Annotated in this window: 23 protein-coding genes and 1 pseudogene; 13 read left to right on the top strand and 11 right to left on the bottom strand. The window is 50.9% G+C overall.

What is annotated here, in order from left to right:
- The first annotated feature begins 25 nt into the window (after positions 1–25).
- Positions 26–1,228 (top strand): MFS transporter, encoded by a 1,203-nt coding sequence (locus BM323_RS13525; protein WP_008102111.1) that lies wholly within the window; start codon positions 26–28, stop codon positions 1,226–1,228.
- Between the two features lie 45 nt (positions 1,229–1,273).
- Here BM323_RS13525 and BM323_RS13520 read toward each other — a convergent pair whose 3' ends face one another.
- The 3 genes from BM323_RS13520 to BM323_RS13510 all read right to left on the bottom strand — a co-directional run bounded on the left by BM323_RS13520 (position 1,274) and on the right by BM323_RS13510 (position 4,940).
- On the bottom strand, positions 1,274–2,179 hold the full coding sequence (locus BM323_RS13520) for an alpha/beta fold hydrolase (protein WP_008102109.1): 906 nt from the start codon (positions 2,177–2,179) through the stop codon (positions 1,274–1,276).
- 209 nt (positions 2,180–2,388) lie between these two features.
- On the bottom strand, positions 2,389–3,564 hold the full coding sequence (locus BM323_RS13515) for a glycosyltransferase family 4 protein (RefSeq protein ID WP_008102105.1): 1,176 nt from the start codon (positions 3,562–3,564) through the stop codon (positions 2,389–2,391).
- A gap of 491 nt (positions 3,565–4,055) precedes the next feature.
- Complete coding sequence (locus BM323_RS13510; protein ID WP_036647754.1) at positions 4,056–4,940, bottom strand: LysR family transcriptional regulator; 885 nt, start codon at positions 4,938–4,940, stop codon at positions 4,056–4,058.
- 173 nt (positions 4,941–5,113) lie between these two features.
- Between BM323_RS13510 and BM323_RS13505 the strand changes: the two genes are divergently transcribed.
- A complete protein-coding gene (locus BM323_RS13505) occupies positions 5,114–6,250 on the top strand; it encodes an alpha/beta hydrolase (RefSeq protein ID WP_008102100.1) in 1,137 nt (378 codons plus the stop codon).
- An 84-nt stretch (positions 6,251–6,334) separates the two neighbouring features.
- Positions 6,335–7,528: an MFS transporter gene (locus tag BM323_RS13500; protein ID WP_091003789.1), complete on the top strand. Its 1,194-nt coding sequence runs from the start codon at positions 6,335–6,337 to the stop codon at positions 7,526–7,528.
- Between the two features lie 86 nt (positions 7,529–7,614).
- Here BM323_RS13500 and BM323_RS24635 read toward each other — a convergent pair.
- The 3 genes and pseudogenes from BM323_RS24635 to BM323_RS13490 form a co-directional block, all read right to left on the bottom strand.
- Positions 7,615–7,746: pseudogene (locus BM323_RS24635) on the bottom strand (LysR family transcriptional regulator); the annotation flags it as partial.
- Between the two features lie 121 nt (positions 7,747–7,867).
- A complete protein-coding gene (locus tag BM323_RS13495; RefSeq protein ID WP_008102095.1) occupies positions 7,868–9,010 on the bottom strand; it encodes a phytanoyl-CoA dioxygenase family protein in 1,143 nt (380 codons plus the stop codon).
- Positions 9,011–9,019: 9 nt separating this feature from the next.
- Positions 9,020–9,850 carry an SDR family oxidoreductase gene (locus tag BM323_RS13490; protein ID WP_008102093.1) on the bottom strand — a complete coding sequence of 277 codons (831 nt, stop codon included), beginning with the start codon at positions 9,848–9,850 and terminating at the stop codon, positions 9,020–9,022.
- A 114-nt stretch (positions 9,851–9,964) separates the two neighbouring features.
- On the opposite strand from BM323_RS13490, the gene BM323_RS13485 reads away from it, so the two are divergent.
- The 5 genes from BM323_RS13485 to BM323_RS13465 all read left to right on the top strand — a co-directional run bounded on the left by BM323_RS13485 (position 9,965) and on the right by BM323_RS13465 (position 15,517).
- Positions 9,965–10,978 (top strand): LacI family DNA-binding transcriptional regulator, encoded by a 1,014-nt coding sequence (locus BM323_RS13485; protein ID WP_008102091.1) that lies wholly within the window; start codon positions 9,965–9,967, stop codon positions 10,976–10,978.
- Positions 10,979–11,041: 63 nt separating this feature from the next.
- Complete coding sequence (locus BM323_RS13480) at positions 11,042–11,524, top strand: glutathione peroxidase (RefSeq protein ID WP_008102089.1); 483 nt, start codon at positions 11,042–11,044, stop codon at positions 11,522–11,524.
- Between the two features lie 158 nt (positions 11,525–11,682).
- Complete coding sequence (locus BM323_RS13475; RefSeq protein WP_091003785.1) at positions 11,683–12,441, top strand: MurR/RpiR family transcriptional regulator; 759 nt, start codon at positions 11,683–11,685, stop codon at positions 12,439–12,441.
- A 117-nt stretch (positions 12,442–12,558) separates the two neighbouring features.
- Positions 12,559–14,067 carry a PTS transporter subunit EIIC gene (locus tag BM323_RS13470; protein WP_008102084.1) on the top strand — a complete coding sequence of 503 codons (1,509 nt, stop codon included), beginning with the start codon at positions 12,559–12,561 and terminating at the stop codon, positions 14,065–14,067.
- A 16-nt stretch (positions 14,068–14,083) separates the two neighbouring features.
- Positions 14,084–15,517, top strand: a complete 1,434-nt coding sequence (locus BM323_RS13465; protein WP_008102082.1) for a 6-phospho-beta-glucosidase — start codon at positions 14,084–14,086, stop codon at positions 15,515–15,517.
- A 40-nt stretch (positions 15,518–15,557) separates the two neighbouring features.
- On the opposite strand, the gene BM323_RS13460 is transcribed toward BM323_RS13465, so the two are convergent.
- Positions 15,558–16,244 (bottom strand): RipA family octameric membrane protein, encoded by a 687-nt coding sequence (locus BM323_RS13460; protein ID WP_008102081.1) that lies wholly within the window; start codon positions 16,242–16,244, stop codon positions 15,558–15,560.
- 178 nt (positions 16,245–16,422) lie between these two features.
- Between BM323_RS13460 and BM323_RS13455 the strand changes: the two genes are divergently transcribed.
- The 4 genes from BM323_RS13455 to BM323_RS13440 all read left to right on the top strand — a co-directional run bounded on the left by BM323_RS13455 (position 16,423) and on the right by BM323_RS13440 (position 19,012).
- Positions 16,423–16,776: a DUF1428 domain-containing protein gene (locus BM323_RS13455; protein ID WP_008102079.1), complete on the top strand. Its 354-nt coding sequence runs from the start codon at positions 16,423–16,425 to the stop codon at positions 16,774–16,776.
- A gap of 227 nt (positions 16,777–17,003) precedes the next feature.
- A complete protein-coding gene (locus BM323_RS13450; RefSeq protein ID WP_008102077.1) occupies positions 17,004–17,645 on the top strand; it encodes a LysE family translocator in 642 nt (213 codons plus the stop codon).
- Positions 17,646–17,767: 122 nt separating this feature from the next.
- Positions 17,768–18,631, top strand: coding sequence for a substrate-binding domain-containing protein (locus tag BM323_RS13445; protein ID WP_008102076.1), 864 nt, complete (start codon positions 17,768–17,770; stop codon positions 18,629–18,631).
- 30 nt (positions 18,632–18,661) lie between these two features.
- Entirely contained in the window at positions 18,662–19,012 is a 351-nt protein-coding gene (locus tag BM323_RS13440; RefSeq protein ID WP_008102074.1) for a DUF3147 family protein, read from the top strand.
- 44 nt (positions 19,013–19,056) lie between these two features.
- Here BM323_RS13440 and BM323_RS13435 read toward each other — a convergent pair whose 3' ends face one another.
- The 4 genes from BM323_RS13435 to BM323_RS13420 all read right to left on the bottom strand — a co-directional run bounded on the left by BM323_RS13435 (position 19,057) and on the right by BM323_RS13420 (position 21,659).
- Entirely contained in the window at positions 19,057–19,590 is a 534-nt protein-coding gene (locus BM323_RS13435; RefSeq protein ID WP_008102072.1) for a cysteine hydrolase family protein, read from the bottom strand.
- A gap of 288 nt (positions 19,591–19,878) precedes the next feature.
- Positions 19,879–20,169: a hypothetical protein gene (locus BM323_RS13430; protein WP_008102070.1), complete on the bottom strand. Its 291-nt coding sequence runs from the start codon at positions 20,167–20,169 to the stop codon at positions 19,879–19,881.
- Between the two features lie 117 nt (positions 20,170–20,286).
- Positions 20,287–20,538 carry a regulatory protein YcgZ gene (ycgZ, locus tag BM323_RS13425; RefSeq protein WP_008102068.1) on the bottom strand — a complete coding sequence of 84 codons (252 nt, stop codon included), beginning with the start codon at positions 20,536–20,538 and terminating at the stop codon, positions 20,287–20,289.
- A 287-nt stretch (positions 20,539–20,825) separates the two neighbouring features.
- Positions 20,826–21,659: an oxidoreductase gene (locus tag BM323_RS13420; protein WP_008102065.1), complete on the bottom strand. Its 834-nt coding sequence runs from the start codon at positions 21,657–21,659 to the stop codon at positions 20,826–20,828.
- A 111-nt stretch (positions 21,660–21,770) separates the two neighbouring features.
- Between BM323_RS13420 and BM323_RS13415 the strand changes: the two genes are divergently transcribed.
- A complete protein-coding gene (locus BM323_RS13415; RefSeq protein ID WP_008102063.1) occupies positions 21,771–22,706 on the top strand; it encodes an AraC family transcriptional regulator in 936 nt (311 codons plus the stop codon).

Below are 22,706 nucleotides of genomic sequence, written 5' to 3'. Positions count from 1 at the left end.
TTTTTTACTCCAGAAAGAGTGTGTTATGAGAAACGAAGCAACTGAAGCTGTATCCGCGAGTTTAACCTGTTCTGAACCCAAAGAATCCGCATGGATGGCTGTGATATCACTGACTATGGGCGTATTTGGCTTACTGACAGCAGAATATCTTCCTGCCAGCCTGCTGACACCCATGGCCGCCGATCTCGGTGTGACGGAAGCGCTCGCTGGTCAGGCTGTGACGGTAACGGCTGTGGTGGCCCTGTTTGCGGGTCTGATGGTTCCCCGCTTGACGCGTAATTATGATCGCCGAACTGTTTTGCTGGGTTTTACCGTGCTGATGATTGCCTCTAACCTGCTTGTCGCACTTTCATCCAGTCTGGCTGTTCTGTTAATCATGCGCATTTTGCTGGGCATCGCGCTGGGAGGCTTCTGGAGCATGGCAGCTGCTGTAGCTATGCGGCTGGTTCCAGCTCAAAGCGTCCCGCGTGCTCTCTCCATTATTTTTAGCGGTATCGCTGTCGGAACCGTAGTTTCGATCCCACTGGGAAGCTATTTAGGTGGGCTTTATGGCTGGCGTAGCGCTTTTATCGCTGCAACCGCAGTAGGTGTGCTGACACTGCTCTTTCAGCTATTTACCCTTCCCGGAATGGCTCCGCGTAAAATGATGGTAACGGCATCTGTCATGGATTTACTCCGCCGCCCAGGCATTGCGATGGGAATGACGGGGTGTGTAATTGCCCATACGGGTCAGTATGCGCTGTTTACCTATATTCGGCCGGCTCTTGAAAATATTGTTCAACTTGATGTGGATCGTTTGTCTTTGATATTGCTTGGATTTGGCGTCGCTAATTTTATCGGAACGCTGCTGGCCGGGTGGCTGATGGAGAAAAGCCTGCGTCTTACCCTGATACTGATGCCAGCGCTTGTTGGTGTGGCGGCATTAAGTATGATTTTGCTGCCGCTGGAGGAAACAGGATTGATGTTGTTCGTCGCGTTGTGGGGGATGGCATTTGGTGGCGTACCCGTTGCGTGGTCAAACTGGGTAGCGCGTTCCGTTCCCGATCAGGCTGAAACCGCTGGCGGCATGGTAGTCGCAGCCGTTCAGTCCTCGATTGCTGCGGGTGCAGCGTTGGGAGGATTACTCTTTGGTATCAGCGGCGTAACAGGTGTTTTCATCACCGCGGGTTGCATAATGTTTTTTGCAACGCTAGTTATAGGACTAAAGGTGAGGGAAACGCTGACCTGAACATTTCCCTACAACAACGCGTCAAATGAAGGCCAGTTGCATCCTTTATTGATTTAAGAATGACGTTACCGCGCGGGAAAACCGTTCTGGCTGATCAAGCATGACAAAGTGAAAGCTGTCATCGATGCGCGTGAAATGGATATCGGATGCAGATGCATAGGCTTGACGGTACATGGCATCCACGCTGGCTGCAGAAACGCCGAATAAAGCGTCATACGCGTACACGATCTCCATCGGCGCTTTAATGCGTGTGAGCTCGGGACGCAGATCGGTAATCATTAATTCATACACGGCATCCACCACAGTTTTGCGATCAGAATTGAGCCCCGCAGTCACCAAAGCCGGTCTCACCGCCTCAGTCTTCGCTAAGCGGATGATGGATGTTTTCTGAAACTCCTTGAATTGCTGCGGCGACTGTCCCAGCAGCCAATCCCGCGTCGCTGTTGCATGCCGCGCAGCAGTCTCGGTGGTCGCCGCAGGATCAATCATCAAGGTATAGAATGGCAAGGCATCGACGATCATCAAACGACTGACCTGGTCGGGATGACGGGCCCCGATCATCAGTGCAATCTCACCCCCAAGCGAATGGCCAATGATTACCGGTGCTTTGATGTGCTGGATTTGAATGTAATCCGCGATGGCATCAACTGCCGGAGCGATGACCTTGCCATCTGGATTGGAAAGGGCAGGTGTGCTTGCAAAACCGGCAAGTTCAACAAGATGAACTCGGTGGCTTTTACGTAAAGTTGCTGCTAAATCAGTCCAAACTTCGCGAGACGACGCCAGCCCCGGAATCAATATGACATCCGGTCCTGAGCCTTGCGTCTCTACAGAGATGCGTTGCGAGTTTGAATGCACTGCAGGTATCGGCTGAGTTTCTGACGCTGAAACTAAGACGGACATCAATAGAAGCGCCCCTCCGAACGTGGCACGTATATTTGCGCTAGGCATGAATTTAGTCCTTTATATTTTATCCCTGATAAACCGGGTTTGGCTGACATAAGAGTATGTCATAAAAGGTAAAATTATTAAGGGATGGATACAAAGGTTTTTAATGTTCCGGTTACAGTTTCGTGTCAAAAATGTGGGTAACTGGCAGTATTCTGAGTTGAATAAAAGGGAACAATTCACCCGCCATAAGCAATATGGACTGCACCCGATTAAATACACGTTTTATTTTTGTCAGTCTCAAAACCCATATATATCGCATTGAGTCGCTTCCTGAACAACACGGGATCGTGCTCCAGACATATTCGCGCGAGTGAATTTTTAGCGCGCTCTGATACGATTTTTCTGTCGCGGATGATTTGCAATATGTATGTTTTCAGCTGAGATACGATGGCACTTCTCAGAACGGTTTTGTCCTTCAATGAGGCTACCGTTAGCTCTAACATCGGATTCAGGGGGCAGCGGATCAACCAGCCGGCATTTTCTGGATTGATTTCTGGCAGTGCCCTGACATTCGTCGTTATAACCGGGCAGCCGCATGCCTGCATCTCCAGAACGGAAAAGCCGTACGTCTCCTGCCAGGTTGGAAGCAGCCCGACATCAGAAGTATTAATTAACGCCAGCACCGCGTCATTGGTCAACGACGTATGGTGACGGAATATCGGGCAATCACGCAGCTTATCTTCCACGCATTTTCTAAAAACGTCGTCGTCCTGGAATGCCTGGTGAGCCACGTTATGCGTTCTACCAAGATCACCAACCAGATTAACGCGCACGTCGTTCACACTTATCAGGTTTTCCCTTAATAGCTGGGTAAAGGCCAGCACAACTTCTGCACCTCCCTTGCGATAGAACTCATTACCCACGAAGGTGAAAGTCACCGGTCCTTCCTGAACCACCACGCTTTTTTTATGCAGCATCGGCTGCGGAGGATGGAGTACGTGCAGTTTGGGCCCGATGATGGCCTGCTCTGTGGGAAAATGATCCAGCAGCTGCAGCTGGATCTGCCGTGTGGCTTCTGAGATAGCGATGATGCCCTTACAGCGCGGAGAGCAGACGTACCTGAGTTCCCGCGCCAGTTCGGGGTTGGCAAATTTTTGTACTCCGCCAACGGGCAGAACACGGGGCAGTTCGGTTTCAAAGGTCGCCACCCAGTCACCTGACCCCGCAGAGACTTCATTAAAAAGGTGGATAATGTCCGCATCAACGGAAGAGATCAGGGGCAATGGACGGAAAATAAAGAGCTTATTTTTATGTAATAAGCGCTGCCTTATGACGTTAATCCAGGTCCAGATGTTTCTGGGACGGTAATCAATATAGCGATGTGAAGGGTCTGTAATGATGTTTCTCTTTTCCGGGTAGCCATTACCACCCACGATAATCTTCATGCTTCCCCCTGCTGGCGAGTGCAAAAAATTAACAGGATTAATTGAAATATTTTTGCAATTAAAAATGGAAAATAGGTATTTGCTATCTATATGTAGTTATGGTGTTTAAGAAAAAGTCTGAATGCGCCATGGTTACACAGGTTGTTGATAACAAAGAAAAATCCTCCCAATGCTGCTGCTTCCCGACACGCTTTATTATGCACGGACATGCAGACAAAAGACGTGTATTTGCAGATGTTTAATGGCTTTCCAGAATACTTCGGGAGAGAGAGTACCAATGCTAATTAAAAAGTTATGGGCTGATAATCGATGGAACAGGATATCTGCTTTGCATTAAGTAAGAATCCAATCTGTTTTATCAGGTAATAGCAAAATATTATGAGAAGAGTGCAATAAGCCTGAAAGCTGGGAAAGCCTCTAATTAAATATTGTCCCGATCCTTTTGATCTCCACAAAAAAAAGAGTATGCGGATGCTTAGGGCTCTTATCCCCTAAATTCTCAGCGTATCAATCACCGCGCGCAAAGCGGGCGACACATTTCGATGTGGATAATAGAGAAATGAACCTTCCAGACGTTGGCTGTAACGTTGCAGTACTCTGATCAGTTTCCCTTGTTCCAGATCCTCAGATACCAATTCTTCCGGGACATAAGCCAGTCCCAGACCCAGAGCGGCGGCTTTTGCTTCCATATAGCTGTCAGCAAAAACCCATTGGCCCTGGGGCCGATGGGTGATTTTTTTTCCATCCTGATTGAGTTCCCATGCGTACAGGCTGCCATCACCAAACTGGTAAGCGATGCAGGGATGAACGGCTAAATCTGTAGGGACTTGCGGAAAGCCGTAGCGGCGAAAGTGTTCTGGCGTACCAACAACGACCATCTCCATGTCGGGTGAAATGCGCACAGCAATCATGCCATTGCCCACTTCTGGACCCAGACGTACACCCGCATCGAATCTCTCTGCAATAATATCGACAAACCGGCTTTCGCTGATGAGTTCCAGCCTGATATCCGGGTAGTGTTGCTTAAACACTGCAAGCTTCGGCAGCAGTACTTTATCAATCGCGTGCTGGCTGGCATTGATGCGTACCGTACCGGATGGCGTCTGGCGATAGTGGGCCAGCGTGGCGAGTCCCATATCTAAAGCATCGAATCCTGACTCAATGGTTTGATAGAGCTGCTCACCGGCATGGGTGAGCGATAATCTGCGCGTGGTGCGAACAATGAGTTGAACGCCCAGTCTTTCTTCAAGCTCACGTACTGAACGACTGATTCCTGATTGTGCCAGGCCAAGACGTTGCGCTGCGGCGGTAAAACTTCCCTCGCGCACCACCAGCATGAATAAATAAAGAACGTTGTAATTTTCCCGTTTTGCCATCATCCCGCCCTCTTGACTGCACCGCTATTTATAACAATATGATATCAATCTTAGCAAAAAACCCCCTCTAATCAGAACGCATTCTGCTAACTACAATGTGCGCATTGCAATAAAGCACAGCAGCGTTGTCGGTATGAAACCTGCATCTTTTAGGTTTTTTTAGGAGGATTTTGATGACTGTTTTCACCAAAAAACTGACAGCCGCGCTACCTGCATTGCTGCTATATGCATCATTAAGTGGAGTCACAACCATGAGTTATGCTGATACAAACAATCCCAATGCACCCGTTTCGCTGGTCAAAAATTGGGATAAAACCTTTCCTGAAAGTACCAAAGTTGATCACCGTAAAGTGACTTTTCAGAATCGCTACGGCATTACTTTAGTCGGGGATCTCTACCTTCCGAAGGATCGCGGCGAGCGCAAGTTGGCAGCCGTGGCCGTCAGCGGACCTTTCGGTGCGGTCAAAGAACAGTCCAGCGGCCTGTACGCGCAGACGCTGGCTGAACAGGGATTTGTTACCCTGGCGTTTGATCCTTCATATACGGGCGAGAGTGGCGGCTACCCGCGTAATGTGGCGTCTCCGGATATCAATACCGAGGATTTCAGCGCGGCGGTTGATTTCTTAGGTCTGCAAAAAGAGGTCGACCGCAACCGAATTGGGCTACTCGGCATTTGCGGCCTTGGCGGCATGGCGTTAAACGACGCCGCGATGGATACCCGCGTTAAGGCCGTGGCAACCAGCGTGATGTATGACATGAGCCGCGCGATGGGCCATGGCGTGGGCGATGGCAAAGACCGCTACACCACAGCCGATCGTCATGCTGTGTTGCAGTATCTGAACGCGCAGCGCTGGAAGGATGCGGAAAGCGGCACTTTCGCGCCTGGCAGTCACGACATCTATGTTGACGAAAACGGTAAAGCCAGCGCTTCTGAGCGTATTCTGCCGGAGACGTTACCCGCTAATCCCAATCCAGTTTTGAAAGAGTTTTTTGATTATTACCGCATGCCGCGTGGTTTCCATGCGCGTTCGGTCAATTCTACCGGCGCATGGAATGCAACCATGCCGCTGTCGTTTATGAATATGCCGCTGCTGAGCTATGCAAATGAAATCACCATCCCCGCGCTTGTTGTAACCGGTGAGAAAGCTCATTCACGTTATTTTGCGGAAGACGCCTTTAAGGCGATCGGGAGTAAAGAGAAAGAGCTGGTGATTATTCCAGGGGCAAACCATGTGGACTTATATGACAACGTTGCTGGAAAGATCCCGTTTGCTAAATTTGAACAATTTTTCAAATCAAATTTAAACTAACTTACTGAAATAATGCATATTTACCATGCCACCTGTCATCCTCGGGTGGCGTTAACCTGTCTGATGTAACGCAGGGAAATGATAATGTCTACCGTAAGTCTTCAACCTTCACACAATAAAACCCACGCGTATTGGGGCGGCGTATTTGCCATGACGCTCTGCGTTTTTGTGCTGATCGCTTCTGAGTTTATGCCGGTAAGTTTGCTGACGCCTATTGCCAGCGATTTGCATGTCACGGAGGGGTTGGCAGGACAGGGAATTGCCATTTCAGGCGCGCTGGCGGTGCTGACCAGCCTGACAATTTCCCGCATTGCCGGGGCTCTGAATCGTAAATATCTTCTGCTGGGGCTGACAATTCTGATGGCGGTATCAGGAATGATTGTCGCGCTGGCGGCCAGCTATCCGATTTATATGTTGGGGCGGGCGCTGATTGGTATCGTGATTGGTGGATTCTGGTCAATGTCGGCGGCGACGGCCATTCGGCTGGTGCCGCAGCATCAGGTTCCCCGCGCGCTGGCGATTTTTAACGGCGGTAATGCGCTGGCTACTGTTGTGGCGGCACCGCTGGGGAGCTATCTCGGGGCGACCATTGGATGGCGGGGTGCCTTTTTATCTCTCGTACCGCTGGCGATAGTGGCGTTCATCTGGCAATGCATCAGCCTGCCTTCGATGGAAAGCGATACTCAACGCAAGCCACAGGGATCGGTGTTTCGTCTGTTCAGAGTCTCCGTCGTAGCAACGGGTCTGCTGGCCTGCGGACTGTTCTTTATGGGGCAGTTTGCCTTGTTTACCTACGTGCGGCCGTTTCTGGAGAACGTGACCAGAGTCAGTGCTTCTGGCCTGTCGTTGATTTTGCTTGCTATAGGTACAGCAGGTTTTATCGGCACCATGATTCTTTCGACCTTCCTGAACGCAAGGTTTTATCCGACATTAATCGTGATTCCTCTGCTTATGGCTGCGATTGCGGGTACGTTACTCTTGTTCGGACACAGCACGTGGGTTGTTGCCGTTATGCTAAGCCTGTGGGGAATGCTTGCGACCGCCGCACCAACCGGATGGTGGACATGGATCGCGCGGACGCTACCCGAAGATGCAGAGGCCGGTGGTGGCTTGATGGTTGCTGTCATCCAACTCTCCATTGCGCTGGGTTCAACAGCAGGAGGTCTGATATTCGACAGCCTGGGATGGCAAAGTGCTTTCGGCTTGAGTGGTTTATTACTTCTTGGTGCGGTGGCAATGACGTTTGTGATGTTCCGTCAAGATTGCAACACGCGCTAGCGCAATTAAATTCTTTCAAGCGTGCTCTTTGCCATAGCATTCGGCGTAAAGCTGAATATACGATTTTCGCTCATAGGAGACATTCGTCAGTCGAATAGCCAGTAAGGCCTGGAGCCATAAACCTCCAGAAAGTAGTCAATAACCGCTCTGACATTAAGAGGTGGATGACGGGCATTCGGATAAATAGCGGCAGTAAGAAGCGTCTCTGCATTGTTCGAAATTTACCGGATTAGCGGTTCAGGATCTATTGCTAATCCGGTTCATCAGACCAGATATATTCACCGATATGACGTAACACCCAACGTCAGGGCATTACGCCATACCCGTTGCAAAACACGCCTAGGCTTTTCTCTTACTCTCGTGGTTGTCTAATTGCCGGCTGAACTCTTCCGCTGAACAGCGTTGCTGTAATGCTTCCAGTAACAGCTGCTGTTGTGTTTTGGGCACCAGGCCTCCCAGTGGTGGATCGGTATCCAGATTGGTCGGGAAGGAGTAGCCTTCACCGCTCGCCGCCACAATTGCCAGTAACTCTTCATCGCTCAGATCTTTACTCAGCAGGGTTGGATAAATCGCTTCCATCACTTTAACGTGATTCACTTTCTCCATGGTTTTGCCAAATGCGGATGAGACCTGAAGCAAATTGGCCGTACGCACGTGATCCTGCGTGACATTATTGCCGGCGGCATGGAACAGAGCCGGATTGAAGAACAGCCCATCACCTTTTTTCAGCGGCAGCTGAATGGCATGCTGCTGGAAGAATTCAATAAAGCGCGGATCGCGCCACGCCAGATATCCCTCGGCATACTGCTGCGACCAGGGCAAAAGTTGCGTCGGACCTGATTCAATCGGCATATCACTGTGAGCCACCGCGCCCTGTAGCGTCAGGTATTGCGAAAGGATCTGTAACGGCAGCGGGAAGCGAGCAACCACGTCATTTACCTGGAAACCGAGATGGTAATCCCGATGCGGCTGCTGCGCTTTACCGCCCGGACGCACCTGATTCACCTGCGCCGTAATTTCATATCCGGGCCCAACCCAGGCTTCACAAATCAGGGCCAGCAACGGATTGCTATAGTAATCGATGAAGGCATCAGCATCCCGCTCCGCCACTTTTTGCAGTGCATTCCAGATACGCCCGTTGCTGCCCGCTTTGGCAAAGTGATCGCCACCGCCGCCGTTTGCCGCTTCACTGGCCAGGATATCCTCAAAGACTTTACTGCTGCGATCAACGGCTGATACATCGCCATATAACCCCTGAACTACCAGGACGCCGGGGCCGCTGGACAATGCACGATGCAGTTCAGCCAGCATATTTTGACGGTCTGCTGTTGCAGCCGCCAGCAGGTCGTCACGATGATAGATAAGCACATTTTTATCAGCCGAACGTGCCAGCGGGAAATCGTCTTTACGCAGGTTTTGCGCGCAAATCGTGGCGAAATCATCGAGAGAAATGTGGCTGTCGTTAATGTAGATATTCTTCATTTTTTTGCCTCACAGAGTCAGAGCATGTGATGGCTGAAAGCCACCGTTATCACCACAACCAACCACACTTTGATCGAAATCGATCACCGCACCCGTCATCATTCCTGACTCCTCAGAAAGGAGAAATGCGACGCCACGCGCGACTTCGGCGGGTTTCAGCAGGCGACCAAAAGGCTGCGCCTGCTCAGCGTTGCGAAGCCAGTTTTCATCAGCGTCATGATATTGCCGCTGGATGTCGTGTTCGTGTGGCGTATCCATCCAGCCAATATTCAGACCGTTTACCCGGATGCGATTGCGCATGGCGCTGAAGGCCACGTTTTTAGTCAGCGTGACCAGCGCACCTTTGGATGCGGCATATGCCGTTAAGAAGCTCTGGCCGCCGTGGGAAGTCATGGTGATGATATTGACGATGCTGCCTTCAATGCCTTTGGCAATCATCAGTTTGATCGCTGCCTGCATCAGGAAAAAAGGCGCGCGAACGTTGACAGCCATAATCGCATCAAACAATTCCGGGGAAGTGTTGAGGATGGTGCCGCGATCGGACATGCCTGCGCAGTTCACCAGCCCGTGCAGGGTTCCAAACGCCGTTTCTGCGGTCGCCACTACTTTTTCGCAGGCTTCTGGCGAGCTGATATCCGCTTCAACAAATATCACTTCACAACCGGTTTGGCTGAGGATATCCACCTGTTCGTGTCCGGCTTTAACGTTACGACCGCAAATCACAATGCCACGGGCTCCGCGAATTGCCAGAAGACTGGCAACGGCTGCGCCTAATCCCTGTGTTCCGCCGGTCACGACGAACACTTTGTTTTTAAATCTGCTGCTTTCACTCAGGCTCATTGGTTGTCCTTTGTTATTTTGGGTGAGGTAAGGTCTGTCTGCTTGCTCACAATGACCTTAGCAATTACATTCGACTAACAATACGGCCACATAACCTCAAAAAGACCTCAATTTATGGCAAGGTCATTCTCCATTAAGCAAATCGCGGCACAGTCTGGCGTCAGCAAAGCTACGGTCGACAGAGCATTGCATCAGCGCGGCAGTGTGAGTCCACGCACTGCCCGACGCATTGCTCAGGCGATCCGCGACCTGGAATTACAGCAGCGCGCCAGCCTGGCAAGCGGTCGCACGCTACCGATCGATCTGGTGATGCACGCGCCAGAGCGATTCAGTTCGCTAGTGCTGGCGGCACTGCTTAGTCAAATCAACAGCTTCGCACCTTTCCGACTGACGCTGCGCTGCCATATTTTTGAAGAAATCTCGCCTGAAGAGCTGCAGCGTGAGCTGCGCCGCTGTGGCAATGACAGTTATGGCGTGCTGCTCAAAGCAAGCGATCACCCTTTGCTGCAGAGTACGATTGCGGAGCTGGCGGCGCTCAATGTTCCGGTGGTCACGCTCGTTACTGATTTACCTTCAAGCGAGCGCATCAGCTATGTCGGCATGGATAATGAAGGTGCCGGTCGAACGGCGGCCTGGCTGATGTCGCGGTGGCTGCCTGCTGCCGTGCAAACGGTCGCCGTCGTGATCAGCAGCACGGGTTTTCGTGGAGAAGAGCAGCGAATGGAGGGCTTCATTCAGGCGTTAAGTCAGCGAGCGCCATATTTGCAGATTAAAGCTGTCAGTGAAGGTTACGGTATCGATTCACTCACATTTACGCAGATGTGCACAGCGCTGGAACAGGATCCCTCAATCCAATCTATTTACAGCGTGGGGGGCGGAAATAGTGCCATTTTGCAGGCTTTTTCAGCGATGCACCGCGAGGTAAACGTTTTCATTGGCCATGATCTGGATGAAGAAAATCGCCGGCTACTGGCTGCTGAAGAGATGGATGCGGTGATTGACCATGATCTTCATGAAGATGCGCGATCGGCGTTTAAAGCAATCCTGCGTTTTCACGGTTTTTTGCCCGAAGCCGAAGATGAAACGGCATCATCACGCGTTATTGTCGTCACGCCGTTCAATATTTGAGGCACTAGCGATTGCTAAGTGGCAATATCGACGCCAAACCGCTATTGCTCTGAGGATTCTGACATGACCACCTTTCACCAACTCAATGCCATCAGCCTGCGTGGCCAGTCCATCGCTATGGCCGATTTCGCCGGCAAGCTGGTTCTGGTGGTTAACACCGCCAGCCATTGTGGATTCACGCCACAATACGCCGGCCTTGAAGCGCTTTACAGGAAGTACGCCGCTCAAGGTCTGGTGATCCTGGGTTTCCCCTGCAACCAGTTCGGTAAGCAGGAACCCGGCAGCGCCGATGATATCGCGCAGACCTGCCAAATTAACTACGGCGTGAGCTTCCCGATGTTTGAGAAAGTGGAAGTTAACGGCGCCGCAACGCATCCGCTATTTCGCTATCTAAAAGACGAGTTGCCCGGCGTGCTCGGCGGGCGGATTAAATGGAACTTCACAAAGTTTCTCATCGGACGTGACGGCAAACCGCTCAAGCGTTTTGCGCCAATCACCACTCCGGAGAAAATGGAAGCCGCAATCCTTGCTGCACTAGAAAGCTAATAGTGATTCCGTCTCTCGCCGTCCGAAATGTGCGAGCTATCACAATTAACAACATTTCTTTTTGAGCACTAAGCCTGTTTTCACGTTAAACATCACCTGCATGTCACGGTTTGTGACATGATAAACGTCATAAATCGTCTAATTGGATATTTAAATATATGTTTGACGCCAGAAAGCTATCCACTTTAAATGCCCTCGAAAGCAGCGTGCACAATTATATTATCAAAAATATTAACGCTGTTATTTATATGACCATAAGGGAGCTTGCCGATAATTCTGGTGTGTCTACCGCAACTGTTCTGAGATTCTGTAAAAAAATGGGTTTCAAGGGTTATTCAGAACTCAAAGCCAGTATGAAGTTGCACCTGAACAGAAATAGCACATTACTCATTCCTCATGGCGCTGAGGAAATATTGACCTTTTTTAAGAGCATCAGAAATGATGAGTTTGATGAGATGATTAATCAGGCGGCAGAATACATTCGTGATGCAGAACGGGTGTTCTTTGCCGGCGCAGGCAGCTCTGGCACGCTCGGCAGGTATGGTGCCCGTTTCTTCTCTAACATGGGCAAGTTCAGCAATCACATTGACGATCCCTATTATCCGGTGAGCTCGGACATGGTGCAGAGTTCAGTGGCTATCGTGCTTTCTGTCTCTGGCGAAACACCCGAAATAGTGAAGCTTGCCAGACAATTTGTCATTCACCATTGCAAAGTGATTGCGATAACCTGTAACCCGGATTCAACCCTGGCAAAACTCGCTGACTTTATTGTTCCCTATCATGTATCCCGTATTTTGATTGATGACGAATATGACATTACCACGCAGGTTCCGGTTATTTTTATTCTTGAATCGATAGGCCGGAAGCTGGAGGTGAATAATGTCAGTGAGATGTCACGCGGTGTGACATTTTTGTAATTATCGACCGGTTATAACATATTGTGACTTCGTGACATTGCCGAAGCGATTTTCTAACATTGCCGCGATTAGTTCGCCTCTGACGGACTGAATTCCCTCTGGCAATGGAAGAAAACCATGGCAATAAATTATGCGGATTCTGCAAAAGAGATTGTAAAGCTGATAGGTAGCGATAATAACGTGATAAGTGTCACGCATTGCGCTACGCGTCTGAGGTTTGTGCTTAAAGATTATGCTCTGGTCGAGGTTGAATCACTCAAGCGGGTTAAAGGGGTGATTACTGCGATGCAGGCCAGCGGCCAGATGCAGGTGGTTATTGGCAATCACGTCGGTGATGCTTACCGCGAAGTGCAGAATCTACTCAATATCGACGAAAGTGTTGCGGTAGCACCGCCTAATGTCGGTATCGTAAGCCGCGTTATGGATATCATTTCCAGCATATTTGCGCCTTTCCTCTATCCACTGGCAGCCTGCGGTGTGCTGCAGGGCATCATTTCGCTGCTGACCGCCATCGGCTGGATGGATCCGGCAAGCGGCACCTATCGCATTCTTAATTTTGTTTCGTGGACCGGCTTTACCTTCCTGCCCGTCATGGTGGCTTTTACCGCCGCGAAAAAATTCAACGTAAATCCGTTTACAGCGGTAATCGCCGCCTGTGCGCTGGTGTCGCCGGATTACCTGAATATGCTGACGGCCAACAAAATACTCACCGCCAACTCAGCCGATCCAGCTGTGCATGCTTTGATGCAGAGCGCAGTTGAAAACCCGGCTATTTCAAAGGTGCTGGTGGAGATTGCCGGCATTCCGCTGGATGCCGCGCCGCTGACCTTTATGGGCTTGCCGGTTCAGTATCTGAGTTACACCTCGTCGGTGATCCCGATTATTTTGATGGTCTGGGGCATGTCGTATGTTCAGCGCTTCTTTGAGCGCCTGCTGCCGATGGTGATACGCAACCTGTTCACGCCGATGTTTTGCCTCGCCATCATGGTTCCTCTCACGCTGCTGGCATTTGGTCCGGTCGGTAACATGATTGGTGGCGCTATCGGTGGCGTCTACAACACGCTCTATCACCTCAGTCCTTCCGTTGCTGGATTTGTGGTCGGTGCCTTGTGGATGCCGCTGGTTACGTTAGGCGTGCATTGGGGCATTACGCCCGTAACCGTCGGCAACTATGCAACCTTGGGCTACGACACTTTTACTGGCTTACAAGCCTCTGCGGTATTTGGCATGGCGGGCGCGGTACTTGGCGTCTATCTGAAGGCGAAAGACGCTGAGCTTAAGCGCATGGCGCTCTCTGCAGGTGTGACGGCGCTGTTCGGCATCACTGAACCTGCCATTTATGGCGTGGCATTACGCCTCAAACGCCCCATGATTTGTGGCTGCCTGGCCGGCGCCGCTGGCGGCATGATTGCCGGTGCCTTCAATGCGGTTTCATGGAGTTACTGCATTCCAGGCATTGCCGTCCTGCCGGTGTTCTTTAAAGAAGGGCACATGACGCAGTTACTCGGCTTCCTGATATCCATTTTCGTCGCATTTGTTTTGGGCATGGTCTTCTCCTGGGTAGCGGGATTCAAAGAAGACAGCCAGTCTGACGTTCGCCCTGTGCCGCAGCCTGGCACCATCTGATCAAGAGATACTTATTATGAATAATCAATTCCCAGAAAATTTCATGTGGGGCGGCGCGGTTGCGGCTCACCAGGTCGAAGGTGCGTGGGATAAAGGCGGAAAAGGCCCGAGCATTGTCGATGTGCTGACCAGCGGGGCGCACGGCGTTGATCGCGTTATCACCTCGGACATTCAGGATGACTGCTTTTATGCCAATCACGAAGCATCTGACTTTTACCATCGTTATCCTGAAGACATCGCGCTGCTGGCCGAAATGGGCTTCCGCTGCTTCCGTACATCGATAGCCTGGTCGCGTATTTTTCCACGCGGCGATGAAGCCGAGCCGAACCAAGAGGGGCTACGTTTTTACGATGCGTTATTCGATGAGCTGTTGAAATACGGGATTGAACCGGTTATTACGCTGTCCCATTTTGAAATGCCCAATTTCCTGGTCACCGAATATGGCGGATGGAAAAGTAGAAAGGTTTTGGACTTCTTTGTTCGCTTCAGCGCGGTAGTTATTGAACGCTTCCAGCACAAAGTAAAATACTGGATGACCTTCAATGAAATTAATAATCAGCGCAACTGGAAAACCCCACTTTTCGGTTATTGCTGTTCCGGCGTTATTTTCACCCACGAGCCTAATCCTGAAGAGTGCATGTATCAGGTTCTGCATCATCAATTTGTTGCCAGTGCTCAAGTGGTGAAGTTAGGACACGACATTAATCATGAACTGAAAATTGGCTGCATGATCGCCATGGTGCCGCTGTATCCGTTTGCCTGTCATCCGGATGATGTGATGTATGCCCAGGAAGCGATGAGGGAACGATTCCTTTTTAGTGATGTTCACATGCGCGGTCATTATCCGGCTTATATCCTCAATGAATGGCAGCGCAAGGGATACCACATTGCGATGGAGTCCGATGATGCGCAGATCCTGCGTGAAGGATGTGCCGATTATATCGGGCTGAGCTATTACATGAGTAATGCGGTCAGTAAAGAAAATGCCGGCAGCGGGACCGCACTTTCAGGATTCGAAGGAAGCGTTCCGAATCCACACGTTAAAGCCTCCGATTGGGGCTGGCAGATCGATCCGGTCGGCCTGCGTTATGTGCTGAATATTCTCTATGAGCGTTATGAAAAGCCGCTTTTCGTGGTTGAAAACGGTTTTGGAGCCATCGACAAATTGGATGAAAAGGGCGAGGTCAATGACGACTACCGCATCGACTATCTGCGCGCGCATATTGAACAGATGAAGAAAGCCGTGACCGAGGACGGTGTCGATCTTATGGGATATACCCCTTGGGGATGTATTGACTGTGTATCCTTTACCACCGGCCAATACAGTAAGCGTTATGGCTTTATCTACGTAAATAAAAACGATGATGGTAGCGGAGATTTTGCCCGCTCGAAGAAGAAGAGTTTTGACTGGTATCGCCGGGTCATCGCCAGCAACGGCGAAGAACTCTAACCAAATTAGGTGCGACAAGGATGTCGCACCTACAAAATTTTTAAGGCTTCTCTTTCTCGTCTTCAGCCGGAATCAGCGGTTCATCAATGGCGATGGATGAATTAGATTTCAGCAACTGAATATCCAGAATCACGTAGGTCATGGTGGTGATGAATAACGAAATCACGCTGCCAATCACGCCGCTGGTGGTGAAGGTGAAATAGTTATACATCACCACCCAGGTCACACAAATAAACAGCGCCAGCGCAACGTTAATTGCCGACTGCGAATAATCTGTGGTGCGTGAACCCATTTCATTAATTTGCCGACTGAAATTCGCGCCGCTGTATTTCTCCAGCACAAAAATTCCCTGTTCCCAATTACGCAAACGACGTGCGCCACTGCGGGTGAGAAATACGTAGAGCAGCGAGACAAATAAACCTGAGAAGGCGATCAGTACCGGCACTGCTTCCAGCGCATAAGCGAGACTTTTATGGCTGGATGCCTGCGGCGTGAGATCCAATGTTAATGACGCACCCAGCGCGGCATATAAAAACACAAACAGCAGCAGAAACAGCGCGTTGCGCCGCCAGTCGAGATCGGCTTCGTGATCCTTCTGCTGACGTGCGCTGTGCAGCGCCTGCTGTAATAACGTGGCATTGGTGGATGCGGTGTCAATACTCTCAATCTCTTCACCCAATAAGCGGTGAATAAACGGCTGATCGGCCGATTCAATGGTGATGCGCATAGATTTCTCGGTAACTTAACGATCAAAGGCGTCAGTGTAACGTAAATCGTCTGGCACGCGCAGAATCTGCGAGTAAGCGCGCAATTTTCCATCTATGTTTCGGCTCGTATTGCACATCATTTGTACAATTAATGGGCGGTTATTACTGACCGCGCAAATCACGACGGAGTAACGAGCTATGTCGTATGTTGATGGTTTTGTCGTAGCGGTGCCGGAAGCCAATAAGGAGGATTATCGTGCCATGGCGGCCAAAGCCGCACCGCTGTTTAAAGAGTTTGGCGCCACGCGTATCGTCGAGTGCTGGGCAGACGATGTCCCCGAAGGCACACAGACCGATTTCTATCGCGCGGTAAAAGCTGAAGAGGGCGAAACGGTGGTATTCAGCTGGATCGAATATCCCTCGCGAGAAGCGCGTGACGCCGCCAATGCCAAAATGATGTCCGATCCGCGTATGAAAGAGATGGGCGAGAATATGCCGTTCGATGGCAAACGCATGATCTATGGCGGATTCGCGATTTTGCTGGATGAGTAGTTGAGCGCTAAGGCGTTAAGATGGTCGCCATAAATGGCGACCCTACAGTTGAGGTTTTCGTAGGGTGCGCATTTATGCGCACCGCATACACATGCAATTTATTCATTACGCGATTTATCTCGCTGTTTAGATTTTAAATTATCGTATGAGACTGGCTTCTGTTGTGCGCAATTAATTGCGCCGCTACGATAGGTGCTTGAATTATTCATCTTATACAAGGTGTCACTATGCTGGATATCATGCACTTTCCGCTTTTCCTCGCATCCGTATTTCTGTTGTGTATTACACCGGGACCGGATTTGGCTTATGTCGTTGGACAAAGCGTAGCGAATGGGCGACGCAGCGGCGTGATATCAGCGAGTGGCGTTGCGTTGGGAAGTTGCACTCACGCCATTGCCAGCGCCATCGGATTGACGGCGTTAATTACCGCTTCGCCACTGTTATTTACGGTGATTAAATATATTGGTGCGGCGTATTTAATTTATCTGGGCACTAAAATGGTGTGGGGAACCTTTTTCAACCGTGAAGAAGAGAAAACGGAGCCGGCTGAGATCCCACGTTCTAATACGCGCAATTTATTGGTTCGCGGCTTTATTACCTCGATCACCAACCCAAAAGTATTGCTGTTTTTCATCTCCTTCTTCCCACAGTTCGTCATGGTTGATGGTGAGCATCATGCCAGCTCATTTCTGTTACTCGGCCTGACGTATGCCGTTGTGGGTTTAATGACTGACGTGATCTTTGCGCTGGTTGCTGGCAGCGCGGCCAGTGCGGTATCGCGCAATGTGATGCTGCAGAAATTACTTGATCGCGTGGTGGGCATCACCTTTATCGGTTTAGGCGTTAGATTAGCGCTGACGCGTCGTTAATAAATTCACCTCAGGAACAACGGCCAGCGATTGGCGCTCGCGAATTATTCGGGTAACGTGGAATGCTTAACTTTGTTACCTACAAATAATTACCGCACGCTAAGTTGCAGGAGAGTCAGTCCATGGCCGTTAATTCCAACATCGTCGGCATTGTCAGCGATGAGTTCACCAATCCCAATACCGTAAAGCTACTCAATGAAGTTACGCGTCAGTTGAATGAACGCGGCTTGATTACGCTGCTGCTCAATGCCAATTCCCGTGAAAGTTATCAAAACGCGCTGCATAACGCCGCGCAACTTCCTGTCAGCGGTTTAGTGTTTCTGACCTCGCTGTTTAGCGATGAAATGAGTGTGGCAGCCGATATTCTGCCTCAGGCGACAACCGTCCATCTCAGTCACAGCGCCAGTGCGGATGCCAACGTCGTGATTGCCGATGGCTTTGACGCAGGCGCAGAGATGGGATTATTGCTGCTGTCGCAAGGTCATCAACGGTTCGGCTTTATGCACAGCCAGGAAAACAGCGCGCCTGCGCGCCAGCTGGACGGTTTTGTCGCCAGCCTGCAAGCAGAACAGAAAGAACTGAAAATCGAGCTCTCCGCCGGTGGCAACGATCGCGAACTGGCTTATCAGGCGATGATGGCGTATTTAAAGAAAACGCGGGCTGCCGAGCGCATCAATGCGCTTTTCTGCGAAAGCGATGTGCTGGCGTTTGGCGCGTTACAAGCGGTGCGCGACTTCGCGCAGGGCGCGCATGTCGCGGTGGTGGGTTTCGATGATGTCGATGAAGCTCGCGCGTCAACCTGGCATCTCACCAGCTGGGCGCAGCGTCGTGATTTGCTGGTGGCCGAAGCGCTTAATCGTTTACTGGAAAACCGTGCCGATACCAGTAACGCCTGGCAGCAGGGCGAATTGCAGGTGCGCCATTCGCATCACGGCAAGCATGTGCCGGGCGAAATGTCGCAGTGCGGATGTGCGATTCGGCATTGATAGCTGAAGAAGAAACGGAAGGAGATGTTAATGCTGTGGCTTATCGCCAAATATGCCATTACTGCCGGCATGGTGGTGCTGATATCTGAAGTGGCTAAGCGTAGCGATCGCCTCGGTGGGCTGATAGCCGCGCTCCCATTGGTGACCGTGCTGGTATTGATCTGGATGAAGCTGGAAGGACAAAGTCAGGCCAAAATTGCCAGCCACGCCTGGTACACCTTCTGGTATGTGGTGCCGACCTTACCGATGTTTGTCGCCTTTCCGTTTCTCTATCAACGCCTCGGATTCTGGCCGACGCTGATTGCGAGCTGCGTGCTCACCATCTTGTTATTTCTGCTGTGGGCCACGCTGCTCAAGCGCTTTGGTATTGAGCTGATGTAATTTTGCTAAGTGAAAAGAGGGCGTTTGCCCTCATTTCCAGCCACTCAGAAAGCATATGCGGCGCTTGAAACTAGCTGTACAAAGGGCCCAGCAAGGGTTTGATTATGGTGCGCAATAATCTGCTCAGCGCTCAGCACGCCGTTATCCACCGAAGTATGTCCATCCTCAATCAGCACCACGCGAAAATCTAAATCTGCGGCAGCGCGACAAGTGGTATCCACGCAGTATTCGCTCTTCATTCCAACAATCACTAATTCTTGAATATCGGCACTTTTGAGCGCTGCCAGTAATTCAGTGTCGCGAAAACAGTTGGGATAGCGCTTCATAAATACCCGATCGTGTGATGCATTCATCTGCAGTTCAGGAATCAGCTGAGTCAGCGGGCTGCTTTCGGCGAAGGGCGATCCATCCGGTCCAGTGTGGCGGGCGAAGAAAACCGGCGCATGCGCTTGATGGGCTAACGCGATCAGCTGATTGATATTGGCTAAAACAGATTCCGCAGCAAAGGGCGCTGGCGAAACGTGAAATAAGCCGTTCTGCATATCAATAACCAATAAGGCTTTATGTTGTGGCTGCATGGTGTGTCTCCTTTCTGCATGCTATGAACGGAGACCATTCCCCGTCCAGTGATTGACGGGGCTGAGGATGCTTGAGCTTATCTCTTCGCTACAGATGCACACACGCCGCCGCCATATGCGGTGGTGGTTGTGGTCTCTGTGGTTAATGCGTTGAAGATATACATAAAAGCTCGCCAGAATGTGGTGTGAGTTTTGAATCTAACAGAGTGCCAGATGAAAACAAGCGTGAAGTGTTAACAGCTTTGAAACAAAAAGGCGAACGCGGATTAACATGCGTTCGCCTGGTATTTAATGCTTGGTTCCATTACCTGAACCGTCACGATTGCGGAAAATATGCGTCACGTTGTCGGTATTCTTGATCGCCACTCCGCTAGACTGCGGGGTTTCAATATGATTCATCACTTCCGACATCGCGCGGCTTAGTGCTTGCTGGCGCGGAGGATCGCGCTCAATCGACGCCATCCCACGCAATTTATCAAGCAGCGCGCGAGGTGAAAGCGGGCCGGATTTTTTCAGCAACTGTAAAATTGCATCGCCCATGATGATGTCGGTGAGCCGTTCTTCATCACTTCTGTACATAGATTCTCTCTGGTTACCGCGGCAGACCTGCGGCAAATAACAAAGTGGATTCAGTCTTACCAGTATGCGAATGAGGCGGAAACCACTTGGTTAATTCTCAGGCCAGCTGCGCCTGGTTTAGGATTCTCGTTCTACGGAAAACATCAGTCCAATTAATTGCTGATAGTGAATTTCTGCTTCAGTACCGCGCGCTTGTTCCATGCGGCACAGCAACTTAGTACACAGCGTTTTACGGCTTAGCGTCCTTCCGGAACGCAAGATTTCAACCACAATCTGCCCCAGCGTTTCCTGCTGCGAAGGCAAAGAGGCTTCTTTGAAGTAGCGCGCAATAGCTTCCGACGCGGTGGAAAAGTTACGATCCTGACGCATGGTTCCATCCTTAAGGTTGACGTATAACTTTAGCCAACAAACTTATACAAGTTTAATTAATATGTACAGGAATATGGCGAATCAGTTTCGCAGTGATTTGGCCAAAAGTGCTAATTTATTGTTAACAATAACTTAAGGAATGGCTAGGGCAATGCTGAGTGTATTCCGCGCAATACTCGTCACTTTATCGTCTTTCGGTCGCCATGAATGGCGACCCTACAAAGGCTTGGAGCGTTTTTTGTAGGGTGCGCATTCATGCGCACCTGCATATTACCGTTTATAGTTCATCAGCCATCCGTCGATCGCGTCAGCGTTTCCCAGCGATCAATCTCTGCGCTAAATGATTCAATCTTCTGCCGTACTAACTCCAAAGCATCGCTGCCTAACAACAGATGCGCCGGGGGATTGCTACTTTCGATCACCTCCAGCATCGCGCTGGCGGCTTTGAGCGGATCGCCCAACTGCTTGCCGCTTTTCTCCTCACGTGCCTGGCGAATCGGGTCGAACAGCGCGTCATAGTCGGCGATGCTGCGTGCGCTACGCACCATCGAACGACCAGCCCAATCGGTGCGAAACGATCCCGGAGCAACGGCGGTCACGTGAATGTTGAAAGGTGCCAGCTCTTTGCTCAGAGTTTCCGAAATCCCTTCCAGCGCAAACTTGCTGCCGCAGTAGTAGCTGATGCCGGGCATGGTGATGAACCCGCCCATTGAGGTGATGTTGATGATGTGGCCGTGACGGCGCTGGCGCATAAAGGGCAGCAAGGCTTTAATCATCGCCACCGCGCCAAATACGTTGACGTCAAACTGGCGGCGCATCTCGTCCAGCGATGACTCTTCCATCACGCCTTCATGACCGTAACCGGCGTTATTTACCAACACATCTATTGGGCCAACGTGGGATTCAACATTGGCAATCACCGCATCAATGGCGGCGAAATGGGTGACATCCAACTCATAGGCGAAAGCATTTTCCGCATGCAAACTTTCAAACTCAGCCTTTGCGGCAGCGTTGCGCACGGTACCGACCACGCGATAGCCACGACTTAGTGCAACTTGTGCCAATGCGCGCCCAAATCCGCTGCTGACGCCGGTAATGAATAATGTTTTAGCCTTGGACATTTGCGAGTTCTCCTCAAAAAGTAGAGGATGCATAATAATCTGGCGATTAAACGGCAATAAGACCTTATCTTGTATATTCCTTGCCTAATATTATGAAGGTGATGTTGCGCGATGAACGAAGCTCTCCAGCAGCAAACGGTAGAACTGCTTAAAACGCTAGCGCCGCAGGAAGGTTACAACCTGACTGCGCTGCCGGACGTGCGCATCCTGCGTTCCGATCGGCCACTGGCGCGCACGCCGGTGCTGTACGATCCGGGCATCGTGATTGTGTGTCAGGGATCGAAGCGCGGTTTCTTTGGCGATCAGGTCTATCTGTACGATGAGCAACATTATTTGGCGGTTTCGGTGCCGGTGCCTTTTACCATGGAAACGGCGGCGTCAGCGGAACATCCGCTGCTGGCGATTTACCTGCATCTCGACTTCAATGTGGCGACTGAATTGCTGTTGCAGCTGGAGCAGCAGGATATGGCGTTTGAGAGCCAGGCGGCGCAGAGCATGATGTCAAGCCCGATGGATCAGACGCTGCGCGAGACGGTATTGCGCTTTCTCACCACGCTTAACCATCCGCTGGATGCGAAGATGCTCGGCCCCGCGCTGGTGCGTGAACTCTATTATCGCGTGCTGACCGGTGCGCAGGGCAGCGCGCTGCGCGCTGCGCTCACCTTACAAGGGCAATTTGGCAAAGTGGGCAAAGCGCTGAGCCACATTCACGCGCACTATGCGCAGCCGCTAACGCTCGGACAACTGGCAGCGTTGGCGGGCATGAGCGTGCCCACATTTCACACCCATTTCAAAAGCATCACCAATCAGCCGCCGATGCAGTATGTGAAGTCGGTACGACTGCATCAGGCGCGCATGTTAATGGTGCGTCAGGAGATAACTGCAGCAGCGGCCGGCCATGCGGTGGGCTATGAAAGCGCTTCGCAGTTTAATCGCGAGTTCAAACGTCTGTTCGGTTTGCCGCCAGCAGAAGAGATAAAACGCATGCAGCGTAACTTTGCCGTGCCGCCGGCGCACCAGGCATCGCTGTTCGTTTCCTCACATTAA

The sequence above is a fragment of the Pantoea sp. YR525 genome (assembly GCF_900116775.1).
Classification (GTDB): domain Bacteria; phylum Pseudomonadota; class Gammaproteobacteria; order Enterobacterales; family Enterobacteriaceae; genus Pantoea; species Pantoea symbiotica.
The sequence above is the reverse complement of the archived record's forward strand: the minus strand, read 5'-3'. Positions and strand labels throughout refer to the sequence as shown.